16 protein-coding genes and 1 pseudogene are annotated in these 19,982 nt (G+C 70.1%); 4 read left to right on the top strand and 13 right to left on the bottom strand.

The genetic code is table 11. The features are described from left to right. Positions 1-155 (bottom strand): annotated as a pseudogene (locus QTI45_RS35540) (TorF family putative porin); the annotation flags it as partial. 163 nt (positions 156-318) lie between these two features. Here QTI45_RS35540 and QTI45_RS29540 point away from each other — a divergent pair. The 3 genes from QTI45_RS29540 (at position 319) to QTI45_RS29530 (ending at position 4,107) form a co-directional block, all read left to right on the top strand. After that, the gene (locus tag QTI45_RS29540) at positions 319-1,866 is read left to right on the top strand and encodes a YifB family Mg chelatase-like AAA ATPase (protein ID WP_286656821.1); all 1,548 of its coding nucleotides are present in this window, start codon (positions 319-321) and stop codon (positions 1,864-1,866) included. A 233-nt stretch (positions 1,867-2,099) separates the two neighbouring features. Beyond that, positions 2,100-2,843, top strand: coding sequence for an aquaporin Z (gene aqpZ, locus QTI45_RS29535; protein ID WP_286656820.1), 744 nt, complete (start codon positions 2,100-2,102; stop codon positions 2,841-2,843). 46 nt (positions 2,844-2,889) lie between these two features. Continuing rightward, positions 2,890-4,107 (top strand): MFS transporter, encoded by a 1,218-nt coding sequence (locus tag QTI45_RS29530; protein WP_286372122.1) that lies wholly within the window; start codon positions 2,890-2,892, stop codon positions 4,105-4,107. A 105-nt stretch (positions 4,108-4,212) separates the two neighbouring features. On the opposite strand, the gene QTI45_RS29525 is transcribed toward QTI45_RS29530, so the two are convergent. The 12 genes from QTI45_RS29525 to QTI45_RS29470 are packed head-to-tail and all read right to left on the bottom strand — an operon-like array spanning position 4,213 to position 18,948. Next, complete coding sequence (locus tag QTI45_RS29525; protein WP_286372123.1) at positions 4,213-5,397, bottom strand: fumarylacetoacetate hydrolase family protein; 1,185 nt, start codon at positions 5,395-5,397, stop codon at positions 4,213-4,215. 58 nt (positions 5,398-5,455) lie between these two features. Beyond that, the gene (locus tag QTI45_RS29520; protein WP_286656819.1) at positions 5,456-9,157 is read right to left on the bottom strand and encodes a molybdopterin cofactor-binding domain-containing protein; all 3,702 of its coding nucleotides are present in this window, start codon (positions 9,155-9,157) and stop codon (positions 5,456-5,458) included. Continuing rightward, a complete protein-coding gene (locus QTI45_RS29515) occupies positions 9,154-9,633 on the bottom strand; it encodes a (2Fe-2S)-binding protein (protein WP_286372125.1) in 480 nt (159 codons plus the stop codon). Before QTI45_RS29515 ends, QTI45_RS29520 begins: the two co-directional genes overlap by 4 nt. Before the next feature lie 13 nt (positions 9,634-9,646). Next, entirely contained in the window at positions 9,647-10,363 is a 717-nt protein-coding gene (gene pncA / locus QTI45_RS29510) for a bifunctional nicotinamidase/pyrazinamidase (protein ID WP_286372126.1), read from the bottom strand. A gap of 25 nt (positions 10,364-10,388) precedes the next feature. Then, on the bottom strand, positions 10,389-11,123 hold the full coding sequence (locus tag QTI45_RS29505) for an ABC transporter ATP-binding protein (protein ID WP_286372127.1): 735 nt from the start codon (positions 11,121-11,123) through the stop codon (positions 10,389-10,391). After that, positions 11,120-11,923, bottom strand: coding sequence for an ABC transporter ATP-binding protein (locus tag QTI45_RS29500; RefSeq protein ID WP_286372128.1), 804 nt, complete (start codon positions 11,921-11,923; stop codon positions 11,120-11,122). Before QTI45_RS29500 ends, QTI45_RS29505 begins: the two co-directional genes overlap by 4 nt. Continuing rightward, positions 11,920-13,836: an ABC transporter permease gene (locus tag QTI45_RS29495; RefSeq protein ID WP_286372129.1), complete on the bottom strand. Its 1,917-nt coding sequence runs from the start codon at positions 13,834-13,836 to the stop codon at positions 11,920-11,922. Before QTI45_RS29495 ends, QTI45_RS29500 begins: the two co-directional genes overlap by 4 nt. Positions 13,837-13,855: 19 nt before the next feature. After that, a complete protein-coding gene (locus tag QTI45_RS29490; RefSeq protein ID WP_286372130.1) occupies positions 13,856-15,067 on the bottom strand; it encodes an ABC transporter substrate-binding protein in 1,212 nt (403 codons plus the stop codon). Between the two features lie 46 nt (positions 15,068-15,113). Next, positions 15,114-15,698 (bottom strand): amino acid synthesis family protein, encoded by a 585-nt coding sequence (locus tag QTI45_RS29485; RefSeq protein WP_286372131.1) that lies wholly within the window; start codon positions 15,696-15,698, stop codon positions 15,114-15,116. A gap of 33 nt (positions 15,699-15,731) precedes the next feature. Further along, positions 15,732-16,373: an amino acid synthesis family protein gene (locus QTI45_RS29480; RefSeq protein ID WP_286372132.1), complete on the bottom strand. Its 642-nt coding sequence runs from the start codon at positions 16,371-16,373 to the stop codon at positions 15,732-15,734. 21 nt (positions 16,374-16,394) lie between these two features. Beyond that, positions 16,395-17,318, bottom strand: coding sequence for a UPF0280 family protein (locus tag QTI45_RS29475; RefSeq protein ID WP_286372133.1), 924 nt, complete (start codon positions 17,316-17,318; stop codon positions 16,395-16,397). Positions 17,319-17,322: 4 nt separating this feature from the next. Next, positions 17,323-18,948, bottom strand: a complete 1,626-nt coding sequence (locus QTI45_RS29470; protein ID WP_286372134.1) for a 6-hydroxynicotinate reductase — start codon at positions 18,946-18,948, stop codon at positions 17,323-17,325. A gap of 249 nt (positions 18,949-19,197) precedes the next feature. Here QTI45_RS29470 and QTI45_RS29465 point away from each other — a divergent pair, with 249 nt between their 5' ends. After that, positions 19,198-19,971 carry a ferredoxin--NADP reductase gene (locus tag QTI45_RS29465; RefSeq protein ID WP_286372135.1) on the top strand — a complete coding sequence of 258 codons (774 nt, stop codon included), beginning with the start codon at positions 19,198-19,200 and terminating at the stop codon, positions 19,969-19,971. Positions 19,972-19,982: the final 11 nt, after the last annotated feature.

Below are 19,982 nucleotides of genomic sequence, written 5' to 3'. Positions count from 1 at the left end.
TGGTCCTGGCCGCGGAACTTGTAGTTGGTCGTGATCGCGACGTTGCCCGTGAGATTCGGCGCCGCTGCGGGTTCGGCTGCGGCTTGCGCGCTGGCGATCAGCGGCAGGGCGGCGAGCGCGCCAACAGCCAGGACCTGGACGGATTTACGGTGCATCATCGAGCGGACTCCTCGTGTTTTGAAAGTGGTTGGGAATCCTTGTCAAAGCAGGGAGCGTGCCAAAGCGCATCCTCTCCAGGAGGCAGGTTCCGGACCCGAAGCACTTGGTCACAATGAAGAACAAGAGATGGAACGCACCATCTTGGTGAAAGGGAGCGAAATGAGTCTGTCTTTGGTGCAGAGCCGCGCCTTGCTGGGCCTCGAAGCGGCGAATGTCACGGTTGAGGTGCATCTGGCCAACGGTTTGCCCAGCTTCACGCTGGTCGGCCTGGTCGATGTGGAGGTCCGGGAAGCCCGCGAGCGGGTTCGCTGCGCGATCCAGAACGCCGGGCTCGAATTCCCGAACAACAAGCGCATCACGGTCAATCTGGCGCCGGCCGACCTGCCGAAGGATTCCGGCCGCTTCGACCTGCCGATCGCGCTCGGCATCCTCGCCGCCAGCGGCCAGATCGAGGCCGACCGGCTGGCCGGCCACGAATTCGCGGGCGAACTCTCCTTGTCGGGGCAACTGCGTCCCGTGCGTGGTGCATTGGCGATGGCGCTGGCGCTGCACGTGCGCGGCATCGCCACCCGGCTGGTGCTGCCGGCCGAGAGCGCCCGGGAGGCCGCTCTGGTGCCGGGCGCCGAGGTCTATGGCGCCCGGCACCTGCTCGATGTGGTGCGGCAGTTCCTGCCGGACGGCGCCGTGCCGGGCGGCGAGGCCGGCGAGGCCGCCGGGGACGGCTGGGCGCGCGTGCTGGCGACGCCGCCCGGCGAAGCGGTGCAGCATCCCGACCTGGCCGACGTGAAGGGGCACGCGGGCGCCAAGCGGGCGCTGGAAATCGCCGCGGCTGGTGGCCACAGCCTGCTAATGGTCGGCCCGCCCGGCTCGGGCAAGTCGATGCTGGCCCATCGCTTCGCCGGGCTGCTGCCGGCGATGAGCGTCGACGAGGCGCTGGAGAGCGCGGCGGTCGCGAGCCTGGGCGGCCGCTTCGAGACGGCGCAATGGATGCGCCGCCCGACCGCCAGCCCGCACCACACGGCCAGCGCGGTGGCGATGGTGGGCGGCGGATCGCCGCCGCGGCCAGGGGAGATCTCGCTGGCCCACCATGGCGTGCTGTTCCTCGACGAGTTCCCCGAGTTCACGCGTTCGGCGCTGGAGGCGCTGCGCGAGCCGCTCGAGACCGGGACCATCACGATCTCGCGCGCCGCACGGCGCTCCGAGTTCCCGGCCCGCTTCCAGCTCATCGCGGCCATGAACCCCTGCCCTTGCGGCTGGCGCGGCTCGACCGCCAGGGCCTGCCGCTGCACCCCGGACCAGGTGACGCGCTACCAGGGCAAGCTCAGCGGCCCGCTGCTCGACCGCATCGACCTGCACATCGAGGTGCCCGGGGTATCGGCACAGCAACTGCTGCAGGCGCCCGCAGGCGAGGCCACCGGGACGATCCGGAGCCGGGCCGTGGCGGCGCGGGAGCGCGCCGTGGCCCGGCAGGGCAAGCCGAACCAGGGGCTGGAGGGCGGCGAGATCGACCGGCGCGCGATGCTGGAGCCGGCGGCGATGCAGTTCCTGCACACGGCGGCGGCGCGGCTGGGCTGGTCGGCACGCAGCACGCACCGGGCGCTCAAGGTGGCGCGGACCATCGCCGACCTGGCCGGCACCGAGGCGGTCGAAGCCGCGCAGGTGGCGGAGGCCATGCAGTACCGGCGGGCGCTGCAGGCGACGGATTGAATCGCGCCGCCCATTACATTTCTTAACACAGTGTTTCAAGACCGGGGGGCTTTTGCAGCGCGCGCAGGCTCCCGCTCCCGAAGAAAGCCGCCGCTTTCGTGAACAACGCCGCATCGCCGCGACCTGCCCCGCGGCGCTGCCGGCCATCTTGCTGCGCGCTCCCTAGAATCCGCCCGCCCTCGGCTCCGGTCGGCGGCATGTTTGTCACACATGAAGATTCAGGGAACAAAAAAATGGAACACAGTACCTTCAAGAAGCTGTCGGCCGAATTCATCGGCACGTTCTGGCTCGTTTTCGGAGGATGCGGCAGTGCAGTACTGGCTGCCGCCTTTCCAGGCCTGGGCATCGGCTTCGTCGGTGTCTCGCTGGCCTTCGGCCTCACGGTTCTGACCGGCGCCTATGCGCTCGGCCCGATCTCGGGCGGCCACTTCAATCCGGCGGTGTCGGTCGGCCTGGTGGTCGGCGGGCGTTTCCGCGCCGCCGAGCTGCCCGGCTACATCGTCGCGCAGGTGCTCGGCGCCATCGCCGCGGCCTTCGTGCTCTATGTGATCGCCACCGGCAAGGCCGGCGCCGAGATCGGCGGCTTCGCCACCAACGGCTTCGGCGAGCATTCGCCCGGTGGCTTCAACCTGGCGTCGGCACTGGTGACCGAGGTCGTGCTGACCGCGGTCTTCCTGATCGTCATCCTCGGCGCCACCGCCAAGCACAGCGCCGCGGGCTTCGGCGGGCTGGCGATCGGGCTGTGCCTGACGCTGATCCACCTGATCTCGACTCCCGTCACCAACACCTCGGTCAATCCGGCGCGCAGCACCGGGCCGGCGCTGTTCGGGCCGGCCATCGCGGTGGACCAGCTGTGGCTGTTCTGGGTGGCGCCGATCGCGGGCGCGATCATCGGTGCGTTGATCTACAGGCTGCTGCTGGCTTCGCCCGCCGCAACGGCTCGCGCCACGGCGCCGGCCCTCAACGCCGCCAACTGAAGCGGCGGCCCAGCCCGGGCACCCGGGCCCGTTAGAGTCGGGGCGGATGGGCACTCCCGTATCGCTTCCGCGCCCCGCTCCCTACGACCGCCGCCTCGTCGCCTGGCTCTCGGTCGGCCAGCTGATCACCTGGGGCAGCGTCTTCTACACCTTCGCACTGCTGCTGGAGCCGGTCGAGCGCGAACTCGGCCTGAGCCGGGCGCAAGCCTCGCTGGGCTTCAGCCTCGCACTGCTGGCCGAAGGCGCGATGGCCTGGACGGTGGGCCGCTGGATCGACCGCGGCCACGAGCGCGCCGTGATGACCGGCGGCTCGCTACTGATCGCCGCCGGTCTGCTGCTGCACAGCGTGGTGCACAGCGCGGCGGGCTTCTACACCGCCTGGCTGCTGCTCGGCGCGGCGCTCTCGGCCACGCTCTACACGCCGGCCTTCGCGGTCGTGACGCGCCGCTTTCCGAACGACTTCCGGCGCGCGATCATCACGCTGACCTTCCTCGGCGGGCTGGCCAGCACGGTCTTCATCCCGCTCGGCGCCTGGTTGATCGCGCAGCTCGGCTGGCGCCATGCGCTGTGGGTGCTGGCCGCGATCCACCTGCTCGTGTGCGCGCCGCTGCATGCATCGATCCTGCGGCAGGCGCCCAGGCGCAGCATCGTCGCGCCGGCCGCGGGCACGGCAGCCACGCAGCGGCCGGTCGGCCACTACCTGCGCAGCGCCCCCTTCCTGTTGATCGCGGTCTTCACCGTGCTGCTGATGGCGGTGACCGCGGCGCTGCCGCCGCACATGGTGAGCCTGCTGCGCGGCGCCGGGCTGTCGGAGACCTGGGCCATCGCGGTGCCGGCCGCGATCGGCATCGTGCAGGTGTTCGGCCGCGCCCTGCTCTATTTCTTCGAGCATCACTTCGATCTGCATCTGGCGAACCGGCTGATCCCCTGCCTGATCCCGATCGGCCTCGCGACCCTGCTGGCCGGCGCCGGCCATCCGTCGGCGGCGCTGGCCTTCGTGCTGTTCTACGGCATGGGCAACGGCATGCTCACGATCGTCAAGGGCACCGCGATCGCCCAGTACGTGAACCGCGAGCACGTGGCCACGCTCAACGGCGCGCTCGGCCTGCCAAGCGCAATCGCCCGCGCCCTCGCGCCGCTGATGCTGGGGCTGCTGTGGACGCCGGGCGAGGGCTACACCGCGGGACTGTGGGTCCTGCTGGCGGCCAGCCTGCTCGCCGTCCTGTCGCTGCTCGCCGCGCAACGCCATGGCCGGCGCAGCTAGGCCCTTTCGTGAAACACCGCGGAACCGGCTTTGCCGGGCCGCTGGTGTTGCCCCCGGCAGGGGGTGGGCGCCCGGACACGAAGTGCCGGGCAACCTGGGGGCGAGTCAAATAATCCCGCGGCCGGCCAGGTTGCGCATCAGCGCACCGATGCCGAAGGTCCAGCGCGGCGCCTGGTCGGCGTGCACCACGCGGTTGTGCAGCGCGCCGAGTTCGGGCGCCGAGATCGTCACCTGGTCGCCGACCACGTGGGTGAAGCCCTGGCCTGGGCCGTGGCGGTCCTGGGTCGGCGCGAACATGGTGCCGAGGAACAGCATCAGGCCATCCGGATAGGCATGGTGCGGGCCGATGGCCTGCGCCACCAGGTCGAGCGGATCGCGGCTGATCTGCGACAGCGAACTGGCGCCGTCGAGCGTGAAGCCCTCGGGGCCGAGCACCCGCAGCGCCACCGTGATGCGGCGCACGTCGTCGATGCCGAAGTGCGCGTCGAACAGGCGGATGAAGGGGCCGATCGAGCAGGATGCGTTGTTGTCCTTCGCCTTGCCCAGCAGCAGCGCGCTGCGGCCTTCGAAGTCGCGCAGGTTGACGTCGTTGCCCAAGGCGGCGCCCAGCGTGCGGCCGCGGCTGTCGACCGCCAGCACCACCTCGGGCTCGGGGTTGTTCCAGACCGAAGCCGAATGGATGCCGACGTCGGCGCCGGTGCCCACGGCAGCCAGCACCGGCGCCTTGGTGAAGATCTCGGCGTCGGGCCCGATGCCGACCTCGAGGTACTGCGACCAGGCGCCCTGCGCGATCAGCACCTCCTTGACCTTGGCCGCCTGCTCCGAGCCCGGCACGATGCCCGCGAGGTTGTCGCCCAGCACGTCGCTGAGCGCCGCGCGGACGGCGTCGGCCTTGGAGGCATCACCGCGTGCCTGCTCCTCGATCACGCGCTCGAGCAGGCTGGCGATGAAGGTCACGCCGCTGGCCTTCACGGCCTGCAGGTCGCAGGGCGCGAGCAGCCACGGATGCTGCCGGTCGCGGCGGTTCTCGTCGCTGTTGGCGAGCGCCTGTTCGAGCGAGGCGACGCGCTGCGTGCGCTCGTCGCGCAGAGCCTCGCGCACCGCGCCGACCGGGTCGTCGAGCTCCAGCAGCTGGCTGGCGGTGGCGGCCACGCGCGACAGGTCGTGCAGGCCGCCCTCGTGGACCGCGACCAGCACGGGTCCGACGTCGGGCAGCCAGAGGCGTCCGACCAGGGTGGCGCGCTCGGCATCGCGAGGCAGGGACTGGGCGGGCGTAAGGATCGAGGTCATGGGAGGTCTCCGAAGCGGGCCGGTGAGTCGGCCTCTGCATCGCGGATCCTAAGGGGTCTCAGCGCAGGCCGGCGTTCGGTCCCGCGGCCCGCAGCCGCGCCACGTCCTGCGCCAGCTCCCGCCACGGCGGTTCCTGCGGCGCGAAGCGGGCTCGCATGTAGCCGGCCAGCTCGACGATCTGCGCATCGTCCAGCGCCTCGCGAAAGGCCGGCATGAAGCCGATGTCGCGCGAAGCCGGCTCGCGCACGCCGTCGAGGATGGTGCGCAGCAGGTTGTCGGGCCGCGCGCTAGTGAGGTTGCTGTTGAGCGCCAGCGGCGTGTTGACCCCGAGCAGTGTCGGGCCGTCGCCGTCGTGGTGGCAGGCGGCGCAGGCACTGTCGAACATGCGCTGCGCGGGGCCGAGCAGCCGGCCCTGCTGCACCGCCGCCGTGGCGACCGCGCGCTGGGCCTGGATCTCGGCGGCCTGCGGCGTCGTCGCCGGGTTGAAGGACGCCAGATAGCTGGCCATGGCGCGGATGTCGGCGTCCGGCACCGCCGCCAGCTCGCGCACCACCTCGGCCATCGGGCCGCCGGCGATGCCATGCTGCTGCGCATGGCCGTGGCGCAGGTAGCCGTAGAGCGCCTCGGCGGTCCACGGCACCGCCGCGCCGGACAGCCCGGTCAGCGCGGGCGCCTCCCAGCCGTCGATCATGGCGCCCGACAGGAAGGCGCTGCCGCCCTGCTCCGCACCGAGCGCGTTGCGCGGCGTGTGGCAGGCGCCGCAGTGGCCGAGGCCGTTGACCAGATAGGCACCGCGGTTCCATTCGGCGCTCTGCAGCGCCACCGGCTGGTAGGGCTTCGGGTCATGGAACAAGGCGTTCCAGCCGGCCATCAGCGGACGCAGGCCGAACGGGAACTTGAGCTCGGCCGGCGGCGTCTGCGCGCGCACCGGCGGCAGCGACATGAAATAGGCATAGAGCGCCTGCAGGTCGTCGTCACTGGTCTTGGCGAAGGCGGTGTACGGAAAGGCCGGGTACAGGTGATGGCCGTCGCGCGAGATGCCCTCGCGCATCGCGCGCTGGAAGGCCGTGAAGGACCAGCGGCCGAGGCCGGTGTCCGCATCGGGCGTGAGGTTGGTGGTGTGGATGGTGCCGAAGGGCGTCTCCATCGCGCGGCCGCCGGCGTTGGGCGTGCCGCCCGGCGCGGTGTGGCAGACCGCGCAGTCGCCGAGCCGGGCGAGCACGCGCCCGCGCTCGACCGTGGCCTCGCTGTAGGCCGGCGCGCTGAAGCTCACCGGCGCGATCGCCGAGCGCCAGCCCGCGAGGCCCGCGACCACGCCGATGCCGCCGACGATCAGCGCCCCGGCGCCGGCCCAGAGGCCACGCCGCCTCGGCCATGGCGCGGTGGCGGGCAGCGCCTGCTTCGCCGCGACCGGCGCGGCTTCGGACCCGGCCGGCGCCGGCAGCGGATTCAGCGCCGCCCGCACCACCTCGGGCGTGAACGGCGGGGCCCGGAAGCGCACGCCGGTGGCATCGAAGATCGCATTGGCGATGGCGGCGGTGCCCGGCACCGAGGACGACTCGCCCGCGCCCAGCGGCGGCTCGCCGGGGCGCTGCATGTGCAGCACCTCGATCACCGGCACTTCGCGGAAGTTGATGATCGGGTAGCTGCCCCACTCGCGGCTGGCGACCACGCCCGAGGGCGGCACGCCGGGCAGCAGGTCGCCGCTCCCGGACGGGCGCTGCGGTGCGAAGCGCACCTGCTCCTTGAGCGCGCGGCTGGTGGTCTGCACCACGTTGCCGTGGATCTGGTGCTCGACACCGGCCGGGTTGACCATCAGCCCGGCGTCGTGTCCGACGACGACGCGGCGCACATGCACTTCGCCGGTCTTGCGGTTGACCTCGACGTCGGCCACCCAGGCCGACCAGGCGGCGCCGAAGCCCGGCCACTTGCTGTGCACGTAGCGCGCGTAGGCGAAGCCCTGGCCGAACAGGATGTCGCCGCCGGGGCCCAGGCCACCATCAGAGTTCTCCTGCGGCCCGGTGCGCATGCGCCAGCCGGCCTTCTGCGCGGTCTCCCGCACCAGCTCGGCGGCGCGCGGGTCGGGCAGATGGCGCAGCCGGAAGGCCACCGGGTCGACGCCCGCGGCGGTCGCGAGTTCGTCGACGTAGGACTCGTGCGCGAACGAACTCGGCAGCGCCGAGACCCCGCGCAGCCACGAGGCGCGCACGATCGGCGCCATGTCGTTGACCTTCACGCGCAGGTTGCCGTAGCCATAGGGCGGCCGCGCGGTGCGGTCGCCCATCTCGAAGGCCTGGGCCACCGGCTCGACGGTGCGCGTCAGCAGCAGCGCCAGCGTCGGCGCGCCGTTCGACGGATAGGAGGTCTCGAAGTCGTAGCCGGCCACGCCGCCCGCGCCGTCGAGCCCGCCGTTGATCTTCATCAGCTGCGCGGCGCCCTTGGGCTCCCACAGCTGCTCCTGCTCGCGCGTGAGCTGCACCCGCACCGGCGCGCCGACCGCGCGCGCCAGCAGCGCCGCGTCGGCCGCGACGTCGTCGGCGCCGTTGCGGCCGTAGCAGCCGGCCGCCTCCATGCGCACCACGTCGACCGCGATGTCGTCGAGGCCCATGAGCCTGGCGAGATCGGCGCGCAGCACGTGCGGGTTCTGCGAGCCGGCCCAGACCCTCAGTCCCATGCCCTCGCCCGGCTGCCAGTGCGCGAGCGCGCAGGAAGGCCCGATCGACGCATGCATCTGGTAGGGCCAGACGTAGGTGCGGGGCATCGGCTGCGCCGCCGCGGCCAGCGCCGCATCGACATCGCCTTCGTCGACCAGCAGGCGCTGCGTCGACGGGTTGGCGCTGATCGCGGCTTCGAGATCGTCGAGCGCGGGCAGGCCGGGCCAGGCCTTCCAGCGCACGCGCAGCTCGCGCAGCGCCTGTTCGGCATGCTCCTCGCGCTCGGCGACGATGCCGACGAAGTCCCGGATCACGACCACCGCGCGGATGCCGGGGATGTGCGCGATCGACGCCTCGTCGACCGACTCCAGCGTGTTGCCGATGTAGTCGCCGTGGTCGGCGCCCGCGTAGGGCGGCCGCACGACGCGGCCGTGCAGCATGCCGGGCAGCCGCATGTCGTGCACGAAGACCGTGTCGCCGGCGAGCTTGGCGGGGATGTCGACGCGCGGCTGCGAGCGGCCGACGATGCGGTAGTCGGCCGGGTCCTTGAGCCGCTGCCCGGCATCGAGTTGCAGCAGGGCACGGCCGCCCGCCACCAGTTCGCCGATGCCGATGCTGAAGGCCGGGTCGTCGCCGGCGTGGACCCGCCCCTCGCGCACCGTGAGCAGCGACTGCTGCACGCCGAAGTGCTCGGCCGCCTGCGCCAGCAGCCAGCCGCGCGCCTGCGCCGCCGCCAGCCGCAGCGGCGCCGCGTGGATCTGGATCGAAGCGCTGGCGATGGTCGCGCCCTGGTTGGGCGCGCGCGCGGTGTCGCCGAGCACCATCCGGACCCGGGCCATCGGCACGTCGAGGTCTTCGGCCACGATCTGCGACAGCGCGGTCTGGATGCCGGTCCCCAGGTCGACGTGGCCGTTGAGCGCGGTCACGCTGCCGTCGTCCCAGACCGCGAGCAGGACCTCCGGGCCCTCCGCGGGATTGCCCGACACCAGCGCGGGCTGGCCCGGCGATGGCGGCGGCGCCGGCGGCGTCTCGCGCACGACGACGAGGACGCCGTCGGCCTGGAGGAAATCGCTGCGCGTGCGGGGCAGGTCGGCGCGGCGCGTCACGTGCCGGCGCCTTCCGCGATCCGCAGCGCCGCGCGCTGCACCGCGGCCAGGATCTCGATGTGGGTGCCGCAACGGCACAGGTTGCCCGACAGCTCGCTGCGGATGCGCGCCTCGCCCGGATTCGGCTCGCGCGCCAGCAGTGCCGCGGCCTGCATCACCATGCCGTTGAGGCAGTAGCCGCACTGCGCGGCCTGGGCGTCCTCGAAACCCTGCTGTACCGGGTGCCAGCAGTCGCGCGAGCCCAGTCCTTCGAGGGTCGTGATCTCGCGGCCCGCCACGCCATGGGCGGGGATCACGCAGGAGCGCGCCGCCACGCCGTCCACGTGCACCGTGCAGGCGCCGCACTGGCCGAGGCCGCATCCGTACTTGGGGCCGTTGAGGCCCAGGTCGTTGCGCAGCACATGCAGCAGCGAGGCCTCGTGCGACGCCGCGAGTTCGACGCTGCGACCGTTGACCTTCAGTGCGAACCCCGGCATCTCTTGCGGCGGCCTAGACGATGTCGCTCGACTGGATGCGCTTCACGCCCTTGGCCGCCATCTGCTTCCAGGCCGCCGCGAGCGAGCCGTTGAGGTCGATGGCGCGCGTGGCGTCCTCGATCACGTAGACCTCGAAGCCGGCCTTGCGCGCGTCCATCGCGGTCCAGGCAACGCAGAAGTCGGTGGCCAGCCCGGTGACGAACACGGTCTTGACGCCGCGCGCCTTGAGGTAGCCGGCCAGGCCGGTGGGGGTCTTGTGGTCGGCCTCCTCGAAGGCCGAATAGCTGTCCATGCCCTTGTGATAGCCCTTGCGGATGATCAGCTGCGCGGTCGGCAGCTTGAGCTCCTTGTGCAGGCCGGCGTCGTCGCTGCCCTGCACGCAGTGGTCGGGCCACAGCACCTGGTTGCCGTAGCTGAGCTTGGTGGTCTCGAAGGGCTTCTTGCCCGAATGGGTGCTGGCGAACGAGGCATGGCCCGGCGTGTGCCAGTCCTGCGTGACCACGATGTTGTCGAAGGCCTCGGCCAGCTTGTTGATGACCGGCACCACCTCGGCGCCGCCCTTGACCGGCAGCGTGCCGCCTTCGATGAAGCAGTTCTGCACATCGACCACGATCAGCGCCGCGTTGGCGGCCGGCTTGATCTTCGGGGCGGCGAACAGGGGCGCGGCGCCGAGCCCGAGCAGGCCGAGCGCGGCGGTGGATTTCAGGAGGGTTCTGCGGGTGTTGTGCATGCTGGAGGCTCCTCGGTTGATGAAATCAGACGCTCAGGTAGGCACGGCGCACTTCGTCGTTGGCCGCCAGTTCCGCCATCGATGCCTGGTAGCGGATCTGCCCCTTCTCGAGCACATAGGCCCGGTCGGACACCAGCTCGGCGAAGTGCATGTTCTGCTCCGACAGCAGGATGCTCACGCCCTGCGCCTTGAGCTCCAGGATCATGTTGGCCATCTGCTCGACGATCACCGGCGCCACGCCCTCGGAGGGTTCGTCGAGCAGCACCAGGTAGGGATTGCCCATCAGCGTGCGCGCCACGGTCAGCATCTGCTGCTCGCCGCCACTCATGCGGCCGCCCGGGCGGTTCGGCATCTCGCCGAGGTTCGGGAACAGCTTGAACAGGCGCTCGGGGGTCCACAGCGGCGCATCGGTGCCGTCGTTCCAGCGCCGGGCCGGCTGCTTGCCGACAGCGAGGTTCTCCATCACGCTGAGGTCGGTGAACACGCGCCGGTCCTCGGGCACGAAGCCCAGGCCCAGCCGGGCCGCCACATGCGGCTCGCTCTTCGAGATGTCGTGGCCGAGGAAGCGCACCGCGCCGCGGCGCTTGGCCAGCATGCCGATCAGCGCCTTGAGCGTGGTCGACTTGCCGGCGCCGTTGCGGCCCATCAGCGCCACCACTTCGCCACGCCGGACCTCGAGATCGACGTCGTAGAGGATCTGTGCCGCGCCGTACCAGGCGCACAGGGCCTTGGCTTCGAGCAAGGTCTCATGCGAACTCATGCGTGCTCCCCGACCGCCGCGTTCACCGCGGCGGCTTTCTCTGCGATCTTCTCGAAAGTCTTGCCGCTGCCGAAGTACACCTCCTGCACCTTCGGATGGTCTCGGATCTCGAGCGGCTTGCCCTGCGCGATCAGGCGCCCGCGGGCCAGCACGATCATGCGGTCGGCATAGGCGAACACCACGTCCATGCTGTGTTCGGTGAACAGCACCGCCATGCCGCGGTCGATCACGAGCTGCTTGGTCAGCGCCATCAGCGAGTTGCGCTCCTTGGGCGCCATGCCGGCGGTGGGTTCGTCCATCAGCAGCAGCTTCGGGCTGTTGGCCATCGCGATCGCGAGTTCGACGCGCTTGACGTCGCCATAGGCCAGCACGCTGCAGGGCCGGTCGGCCTGCGGCTTCATGCCGACCTGGTCGAGCAGCGACAGTGCCTCGTCGCGCTTGTGGTCGGCGGCGCGGCGCCAGGTCGAGAACAGCTTGTGGTCGTGCGAGAGCAAGGCCATCTGCACGTTCTCGGCCACGGTGAGCGAGGCGAAGGTCTCGGCGATCTGGAAGGTGCGTCCCACGCCCAGGCGCCAGATCTCGCGCGGCTTGCGATCCACGAGCTCCTGGCCGTCGAGCAGGATCGAGCCGCGGTCGGCCTTGAGCTGGCCGTTGACCATGTTGAAGGTGGTGGACTTGCCGGCCCCGTTGGGGCCGATCAGCGCCAGCAGTTCGCCGGCCGCGAGATCGAAGCTGATGCCGTCGACCGCCTTGACGCCGCCGAAGGACTTGCCCAGCTCGTTGACTTTCAACAGGCTCATGCTTTGACTTCCTTGAGATCGACCGCGTCGCCCGTGTGGCGGCGCCGGTCGAAGAGCTGCTTGGCGAAGCCCGCGATGCCCTGCGGGAACAGCAGCACCAGCAAGAGGATGATGCCGCCCAGCATCGCGCGCCAGTAGTCGGTGTTGCGCGCCACGGTGTCGTGCAGCCAGGTGAAGGTGACCGCGCCGACCACCGGGCCGGCCAGCGTCTGGATGCCGCCGAGCAGCACCATCACGAGGCCGTCGACCGACTTGCCGACGCTGAGCGATTCGGGCGAGATGCTGCCCTTCGAGAAAGCGTAGAGCGCACCGGCCAGGCCGGCCGCGGTGCCGGCGATCACGAACGCGGCCCACTGCATGCGCTTGACGTCGATGCCGATGGCGTCGGCACGCAGCTGCGAATCGCGGCCCGCGCGCAGCGCATAGCCGAAGGGCGAGAACAGCACGCGCCGCAGCCACCAGACGCCCAGCCCGACCAGGGCCAGCGTGACCCAGTAGTAGGCGCGCTTGTCGGCCAGCCAGTCGGAAGGCCAGACGCCGGTGAGGCCGTTGCTGCCGCCGGTGAAGCTGTCCCACTGGTAGGTGACGGCCCAGGTGATCTGCGCGAAGGCCAGGGTCAGCATCGCGAGGTACACGCCCGAGAGCCGCACCGCGAACCAGCCGTAGACGAAGGCGCCCGCCGCTGCCACCAGCGGCGCGACCACCAGCGCCAGTTCCATCGGCATGCCGCTGGAGCGCACCAGCAGCGCGGCGCCGTAGGCACCGAGCCCGAAGTAGGCCGCGTGGCCGAAGGAGTGCATGCCGGCCGGACCCATGATGAAGTGCAGGCTGGCCGCGAACAGCGCCGCGATCAGCAGGTCGATCAGCAGCACGGTGGTGTAGGGCGATCCGGCAGTGAGCAGGGGCATCGCGACCAGCACCAGGCCGAACAGGCCCACTGCAACCAGGTAGGTGCGGCCCGGACGGCGCAGCGGTTCTTCCTGCATGCCGACATAGCGGCTCGGTGCCTGCGGCTTGCCGAACAGGCCCCAGGGGCGCCAGACCAGCACCACGGCCATCACGAGGAAGTCGACCACCAGCGTGAGCTTGGAGAACGAGACCGGAATGCCGAAGACATCGACCACGCCGAGCCAGATGCAGATCGCCTTGATCTCGGCGATCAGCAGCGCGGCGGCGTAAGCGCCCGGGATCGAGCCCATGCCGCCGACCACCACCACCACGAAGGCGGCGCCGATGGTGTTGAGGTCCATCTCTAGCGTGGCGGGCTCGCGCGGCAGCTGCAGGGCGCCGCCGAGGCCCGCGAGCAGCGCGCCGAGCGCGAACACCGCGGTGAACAGCCAGGCCTGGTTGACGCCCAGCGCGCTGACCATCTCGCGGTCTTGCGTGGCGGCGCGCACCAGGGTGCCGAAGCGGGTGCGCGTGAGCAGCAGCCAGACCAGCCCGAGCACCACCGGCCCGACCACGATCAGGAACAGGTCATAGGAGGGGAACTGCCGGCCGAGGATCGTGACCGAGCCCGACAGGCCGGGCGCACGCGGGCCGAGCAGTTCGTCCGGACCCCAGAGCCACAGCACCGCGTCCTTGATGACCAGCACCAGCGCGAAGGTCGCCAGCAGCTGGAAGAGTTCGGGCGCCTTGTAGATGCGCCGCAGCAGCACCACCTCGATCAGGGCGCCGAGCACGCCGACCGCCAGCGCCGCCATCACCAGCGCCGGCCAGAAGCCGAAGCCGGTGCCCAGCCGGTCGACCAGCGTGTAGGCGACGTAGATGCCGACCATGAAGAACGAACCATGGGCGAAGTTCACGATGCGCGTGACGCCGAAGATCAGCGACAACCCGGCTGCCACGAGGAACAGCGAGGACGCGCTCGCCAGCCCGTTGAGCAGCTGGACGATGAAACCTGAGAAGCTCATGGCCCGTTCGTTCCTTGGCTTAGTCCGCAGCGCGGGACTTCTTGATCTCGGCAGCGGAAGGCTGGTACTTGGCGTCGGCGCCGTCGAGGTACACGTAGTCGACCATCACGCCCTTGCCGCCGTCGTTCTTGGTGCGGCCCACGAAGGCGCCCATAGTCGACTGGTTGTCCTCGGGGCGGTAGGTGATCTTGCCGAAGGGCGTGTCGACCTGCAGGCCCTTGAAGGCCGCGACCACCTTCTCTGTGTCGGTGCTCTTGGCCTTCGCGATGCCCGCGGCAGCCGACTTGATCATGCTGTAGCCGACCACCGAGCCCAGGCGCGGGTAGTCCTTGAACTTGGCCTGGTAGGCCTGCTCGAACTTCTTGTGATCGGCGGTCGTGATGCCGTACCAGGGGTAGCCGGTGACGATCCAGCCGTTGGGCGCCTCGTCCTTGAGCGGGTCCATGTACTCGGGCTCGCCGGTCAGCACGCTCACCACCTCGCGGTCCTTGAACAGGCCGCGGGTGTTGCCTTCGCGCACGAACTTCGACAGGTCGGCACCGAAGAGCACGTTGAAGATCGCGTCGGGCTTGGCATCAGCCAGTGCCTGCACCACGCTGCCGGCGTCGACCTTGCCCAGCGGCGTGGCCTGCTCGGCGACGAACTCCACGTCGGGCTGCGCGGCCTTGAGCAGCTGCTTGAAGGCGGCCACGGCCGACTGTCCGTACTCGTAGTTGGGGTAGACCACGGCCCAGCGCTTCTTCTTGAGCTTGGCCGCCTCGGGCACCAGCATCGCGGCCTGCATGTAGGTGCCGGGGCGCAGGCGCACGGTGTAGGCGTTGCCGCCCTGCCAGGTGAGCTTGTCGGTGAGCGGTTCGCCGGCCAGGAAGAAGAACTTCTTCTGCTTGGCGAAGTCGGCCACCGCCATGCCGGTGTTCGACAGGAAAGTACCGGCCAGGATGTCGACCTTCTCGCGCGACACGAGTTCCTCGGCCACGCGCACCGCGTCGCCCGGGTTGGCGTTGTCGTCGCGCGTGATCAGCTCGATCTTCCGGCCGTTGACGCCGCCGGCGGCATTGATCTCGTCGACCGCGAGTTCCATGCCCTTCTTGTAGGGCTCGAGGAAGGCGGGCTGCGCCTTGTAGCTGTTGATCTCGCCGATCTTGATCACGCCCTGCGCATGCGCGGGGACGAGTGCGGTGACGAGCGTGGCGACGGCGGCCGCGGTGAAGGCTAGGCGCATGGGATTCATGGGGACTCCTTGGGATCGAACAGAAAAAACTCGTTGGCGGCGGCGTTCAGCGCAGGCCGTCTTCGCCCTTGATCTCTGATGCCTGCAGGCCGCCGATGCGCGGCAGGGGACGGCCGCTGTCGGTGACCGCGACCGCGACCACGATCTCGTTGGCGCGCGGCGCGTCGGACACGCGGGCCTCGATGGCGTCGAAATGGCTGCGCACGAAGGCGGCGTCCTTGTGGCCCAGCGGCACGTCGATGGCGGTGCCGAGCGTGCCGCGCTTCTTGCTCGAGGGCACCAGCGCGGCGCCCTTCTCGACCTCCACCCGCAGCGGCGCGCCGAGCTTGGGATGCAGGATCGCGGCGGCATGCTCGAGCTCGCCGGCCTCGCCGACGATCGCGGCCTTGCCGTAGCTCTGCGCCTGGCCGGGCTCGATGCCGAGCGCGGCCACGGCCTTGCGGCCCAGCAGCGCGCCGAGCTCTTCACCGATGGCGATCAGCTCGTCGAGCGATTCGCTGTAGCGGCCGGCGTAGGGGTTGTCGATCACGGCGATCGCGACCGCACGGCGCGTCGGCGGATCGATGGCCTGGCCCATTTCCTTGCGGGTCTCGTCGACCTGGACGACGAGCTTGCGGATGTTTGCACTCATGGTTTGTTCCTTGTCTCTGGATGCGTTCGAGGCCTAGCGCAGGCCGTCCCATTTGCTGATGTTCTCGGCCCGCAAGCCGCCGACGCGATCATGCACGCGGTAGCCGGTGCTCATCGCGAGAATGAAGACGATCTCGTCGGCCGCCGGCGCGCCCGGCACGCGGACTTCGATGGCGTCGAACTGGCCGCGCACATAGCTGGCGTTGATGTTGGTCAGCGGCACGTCGAGCGCGGCGCCCGGCGGTCCGACCTTCTTGGTCGACGGCACGATCGACAGCGCGTTGCCGGGCTGGCCGGTCTTTTCTTCGGCCTGGCCCTTGCGATAGGCCTCGCGGTCGCCCTTCCAGCCGAGCAGCTCGCGCATTGCATAGCCGCCGGGCACGTGCCACAGCGCGCCGTGCTCGAGCTCGCCGGCGGCGCCGACGATCGCGCCCTTGCCGTAGGTGGCGATCTGCTCCACCGGAACGTCCATCGCGGCGCGCAGGCGATGCGCCATGTCGACGCCCACCGGATCGAGCAGCGCCATCATCGGCAGGATGTCGGGCTCGTAGCGGCCCGCGAAGGGATTGGTCAGCACCGCGCCGATGGCGCCCCGCACCAGCGGCGTTGCGGCGCGTGGCCCGAACTCGTGGTGGATGTGCTCGACATGGGTGAAGACGCGACGTATATCGATCATGAAAGGATGTCCTGCTTTTCGTTAAGCAAATACTGAACCAACTGCATCGGCGGCGATGCTGCCCGCGCTTTGCGGCGGCGCCGCCGGAAGCCCGGAGCTTAAGGGCTGCACGACCCGCCATTGCCCCTGGCAGACCAGCACCGCCGACCACACCAGTCCGAGGCGCTGCAGGGCCTCGGCGCGTTCGACGCCCGCATCCAGTGCGCACTGCACGACCGCGGGCGCCAGCAGGGCGACGTCGACCGTGACCGGGATGTCGCCGAGGTCGCTGTCGTCCTTGCATTCGCTCGCGGGGCGGCGCCGGATGCCGGCATCGTCGGCATCGACCGCATTGGCGATCACGGTGGCCGCGGCGTCGGCCTGGGCCGCGGTCGCGGCCAGCACCGTGACGCTGTCGGCGATGCCAAGGGAAAAGCTACGGCCGCGCCATCCGCTGGTGGCGACGCCGCGCACCGGATGCTCGGCACGAAGCTCGAACCGGCCGTCGGTGCTGAGCGGCCCGAGGTCGCGCAGGTCGAAGCGCGCGAGGTCGGCGAACAGCCCGACGCGCGCCGACTGCCCCGGCGCCAGGTGCAGCGCGATGTCGCCGCCGTTGTTGATCCAGGCGCGCTCGATGCCCGGGCGGTGGTAGCAGGCGATGAGTTCCTGCGCCACGGCGCCGGCGACCGCGGCCATCGGCGTGATGAAGCTCTGGCGGAACGGTGCGCAGGCCTCCCACATGCGGCGCGCGATCGGGCCCCGAAGCGCGCAGTCGGCGCCGACCGGCTGCCGCAGCAGGGGCAGCTCGGCCACCAGTTCCTCGAGCACCGCGCCGAAGCGCCGCCAGACATGCTCGTGCGCGACCGCGACCTCGACCGCATCGCCGTGGGCTTCGGCGATGAGGTCGATCGGGCCGTGGTTGAGGTGCCAGCGGCCGCCGTCGAGCGCCGTGCGTTGTGCGGACATGGAACTACCCCAGCATCGGTGGCTGGCCCAGCGGCCACGGGTTGGCCGCATCCATGCGCAGCCACTGGCGCGCGAGCGGCGCACCGTCGTCCTGCCAGGCGCCGCGCGCCAGCGCCTGCTCCAGCGAGAACACATGCTCCATGTGGCCACCGAGCGCGGCGTAGTCCTCGCGCCGCATGCTGAATTCGATCGGCGCGACGATGGCCGGCGTCGGCACCGTGCCGAAGCTGTTGTCGGGCATGCGCAGCACGTCGGCCATCACGGTGATGCCGCCGCCGGGCCAGACATAGGCCGGCGCGCCGCCGCAGGTCACGTTGACCAGCGCGCGCTTGATGGCCCGCGTGAGCAGCACCGGGTTCTCGGTCACGCCGGCGCGCAGGGAGCCGCCGGCGCCGCCGAGGAACAGCACGGTGCACAGCGAGGGCTCGCAGTTCTCGCCGATGCGCTCGACGATGCGGCGCACTTCGGCGGGCATCGGCTGCTCGACCGGCTGCAGCGCGTCGTCCAGCATGTACCACTGCGCGTGCTCGCCGGTGGTGGAGGTCATGAGCAGGCGCAGGCCCGGCCGCGCCACGCCCTCCTCCCAGCCCTCGATGATCGAGAGCGGATCGTCGATGTCGGTGCCGCCCCAGCCGTTGCCGGGATTCGCGACCTGGAAGTAGCGCCCCGGCGTCGACTTGCGCCCGCGCATCTGGATGCCCGAGGGCGCCATGTCGAGACAGCGCCCGGCCTGGTGCTCGGTCAGCACGCCGGTGATGTGGTCGTCGACCACCACCACCTCGTCGGCGTGGCCGAACAGCTGGCGCGCGAAGATGCCGACCGCCGCCGAGCCGCAGCCCACTCGCATGCGCTTTTCCTCGACGCCGTTGACGATCGGCGCGCGGCCGGCCTGGATCACCATGCTGGCGCCGCCATCGATCACGCACTCGACCGCCTTCTTGTTGCCCAGCAGTTGCATCAGCTCGCAGGTCATGCGGCCTTCTTTCTTGCTGCCGCCCGTGAGGTGATGCACGCCGCCCAGCGACAGCATCTGCGAGCCGTACTCGGCGGTGGTGACGTGGCCCACCACCTCGCCGCGGTAGCGCACGTTGGCCTGCTCGGCGCCGAGGAAGCGGTCGGTGTCGATCTTCACCTTGAAACTGCAGTAACTGAAGATACCTTCGGTCACCACGGTCACCATGTCGACGCCCTGGGCTTTCGAGGCCACGATGAAGGGCGCCGGCTTGTAGTCGGGGTAGGTGGTGGACGAGCCCACGCCGGTCACGAAGACCTCGTCAGCGAGAAGGAGATCTCCGCGCCAGTCGGCGTCGACAGTGGCAGCGGCATCTGCGGCCCCTTCGACCGCCTCGTCGGCGCCGCGGGCGAAGGGCACCAGCGCGGGCGATTCGCTGGCCAGTTCGCGCCGCAGCAGCACCACCGGGTCGACCCGCACCAGCACGCCGGCGCGATTGGCGTAGCGGTCGCAGGCACCGGTGCGGCCATCGGAGATCTGGCACAGCACGGGACAGGCATTGCACTCGACCTTGGCGGCATTCATGCGCTCGTTGCGCAGCGGCGCGCGGCCGGTGGCCTCGGGCAGTACCGGCATATCCATGCCGGGCAATCCGTCTGTCTTGGTGTGTTCGGTCATCGCGGGAAACCTCGTGGCAATCTTGTGAGGGAAGGCTTGGCGGAGTGCAACATCTGTGCCGGGACCCCGCCTGCAGCTTCACTTGTGCTGGAACTGACGTTTGTGTAGCATTCCCTACACTTTCATGTGGTGAACACTACATTTCCTGGATCAATGTAGCAAACGGGCCCGATGCTTGCAATGGTGTTTCCTCCCGCATCGCCGACAATTGGTGCATCCCTTTTTCGTTCATAACCATTCCTGACCCTTATGAGTGCATTCAGCGAAGAACGCGTGCTGAGCGTCCACCACTGGACCGACCGCCTGTTCACCTTCACCACCACCCGCGATCCGGCCCTGCGCTTCTCGAACGGCCACTTCACGATGATCGGCCTGAAGGTCAACAACAAGCCCCTGCTGCGGGCCTACAGCATCGTCAGCCCCAATTACGAGGAACACCTGGAGTTCCTCAGCATCAAGGTCGAGGAAGGCCCCCTGACCTCGAAGCTGCAGCACATCCAGGTCGGCGACACGATCATCGTGGGCCGCAAGCCCACCGGCACGCTGCTGATCGACTACACGCTGCCGGGCAAGCGGCTGTACCTGTTCGGCACCGGCACGGGTCTGGCGCCGTTCATGAGCATCATTCGCGACCCCGACACCTACGAGAAGTTCGAGCAGGTGATCCTGGTGCACGGCGTGCGCCAGATCGACGAGCTGGCCTACCACGACCTGGTCACCGACCACCTGCCCAAGCACGAGATCCTCGGCGAGATGATCGAGAAGCAGCTGCTCTACTACCCGACCGTGACGCGCGAGGAGTTCCGCAACATGGGCCGCATCACCGAGCTGATCGAGAGCAACAAGCTCACCGACGACCTCGGCCTGCCGCCGCTCAATGCCGCCGAAGACCGCGTGATGCTGTGCGGCAGCCCGGGCCTGCTGGTCGACCTGAAGCACATCCTCGAGGCGCGCGGCTTCAAGGAAGGCAACACGTCGACGCCGGGCGACTTCGTCGTCGAACGCGCCTTCGCTGAAAAGTAGGCGGCAAGCCG

The organism is Variovorax saccharolyticus (assembly GCF_030316765.1).
Taxonomy (GTDB): domain Bacteria; phylum Pseudomonadota; class Gammaproteobacteria; order Burkholderiales; family Burkholderiaceae_C; genus Variovorax; species Variovorax saccharolyticus.
This window is presented reverse-complemented; position numbering and strand designations above follow the sequence as displayed.

What these genes read in the sequence shown, in the direction of transcription:
- QTI45_RS29540 (WP_286656821.1), top strand. Translation starts at nt 319, where the DNA reads ATGAGTCTGTCTTTGGTGCAGAGCCGCGCCTTGCTGGGCCTCGAAGCG.
- aqpZ (WP_286656820.1), top strand. Translation starts at nt 2,100, where the DNA reads ATGGAACACAGTACCTTCAAGAAGCTGTCGGCCGAATTCATCGGCACG.
- QTI45_RS29530 (WP_286372122.1), top strand. Translation starts at nt 2,890, where the DNA reads ATGGGCACTCCCGTATCGCTTCCGCGCCCCGCTCCCTACGACCGCCGC.
- QTI45_RS29525 (WP_286372123.1), bottom strand. Translation starts at nt 5,397, where the DNA reads ATGACCTCGATCCTTACGCCCGCCCAGTCCCTGCCTCGCGATGCCGAG.
- QTI45_RS29515 (WP_286372125.1), bottom strand. Translation starts at nt 9,633, where the DNA reads ATGCCGGGGTTCGCACTGAAGGTCAACGGTCGCAGCGTCGAACTCGCG.
- pncA (WP_286372126.1), bottom strand. Translation starts at nt 10,363, where the DNA reads ATGCACAACACCCGCAGAACCCTCCTGAAATCCACCGCCGCGCTCGGC.
- QTI45_RS29505 (WP_286372127.1), bottom strand. Translation starts at nt 11,123, where the DNA reads ATGAGTTCGCATGAGACCTTGCTCGAAGCCAAGGCCCTGTGCGCCTGG.
- QTI45_RS29500 (WP_286372128.1), bottom strand. Translation starts at nt 11,923, where the DNA reads ATGAGCCTGTTGAAAGTCAACGAGCTGGGCAAGTCCTTCGGCGGCGTC.
- QTI45_RS29495 (WP_286372129.1), bottom strand. Translation starts at nt 13,836, where the DNA reads ATGAGCTTCTCAGGTTTCATCGTCCAGCTGCTCAACGGGCTGGCGAGC.
- QTI45_RS29490 (WP_286372130.1), bottom strand. Translation starts at nt 15,067, where the DNA reads ATGAATCCCATGCGCCTAGCCTTCACCGCGGCCGCCGTCGCCACGCTC.
- QTI45_RS29485 (WP_286372131.1), bottom strand. Translation starts at nt 15,698, where the DNA reads ATGAGTGCAAACATCCGCAAGCTCGTCGTCCAGGTCGACGAGACCCGC.
- QTI45_RS29480 (WP_286372132.1), bottom strand. Translation starts at nt 16,373, where the DNA reads ATGATCGATATACGTCGCGTCTTCACCCATGTCGAGCACATCCACCAC.
- QTI45_RS29475 (WP_286372133.1), bottom strand. Translation starts at nt 17,318, where the DNA reads ATGTCCGCACAACGCACGGCGCTCGACGGCGGCCGCTGGCACCTCAAC.
- QTI45_RS29470 (WP_286372134.1), bottom strand. Translation starts at nt 18,948, where the DNA reads ATGACCGAACACACCAAGACAGACGGATTGCCCGGCATGGATATGCCG.
- QTI45_RS29465 (WP_286372135.1), top strand. Translation starts at nt 19,198, where the DNA reads ATGAGTGCATTCAGCGAAGAACGCGTGCTGAGCGTCCACCACTGGACC.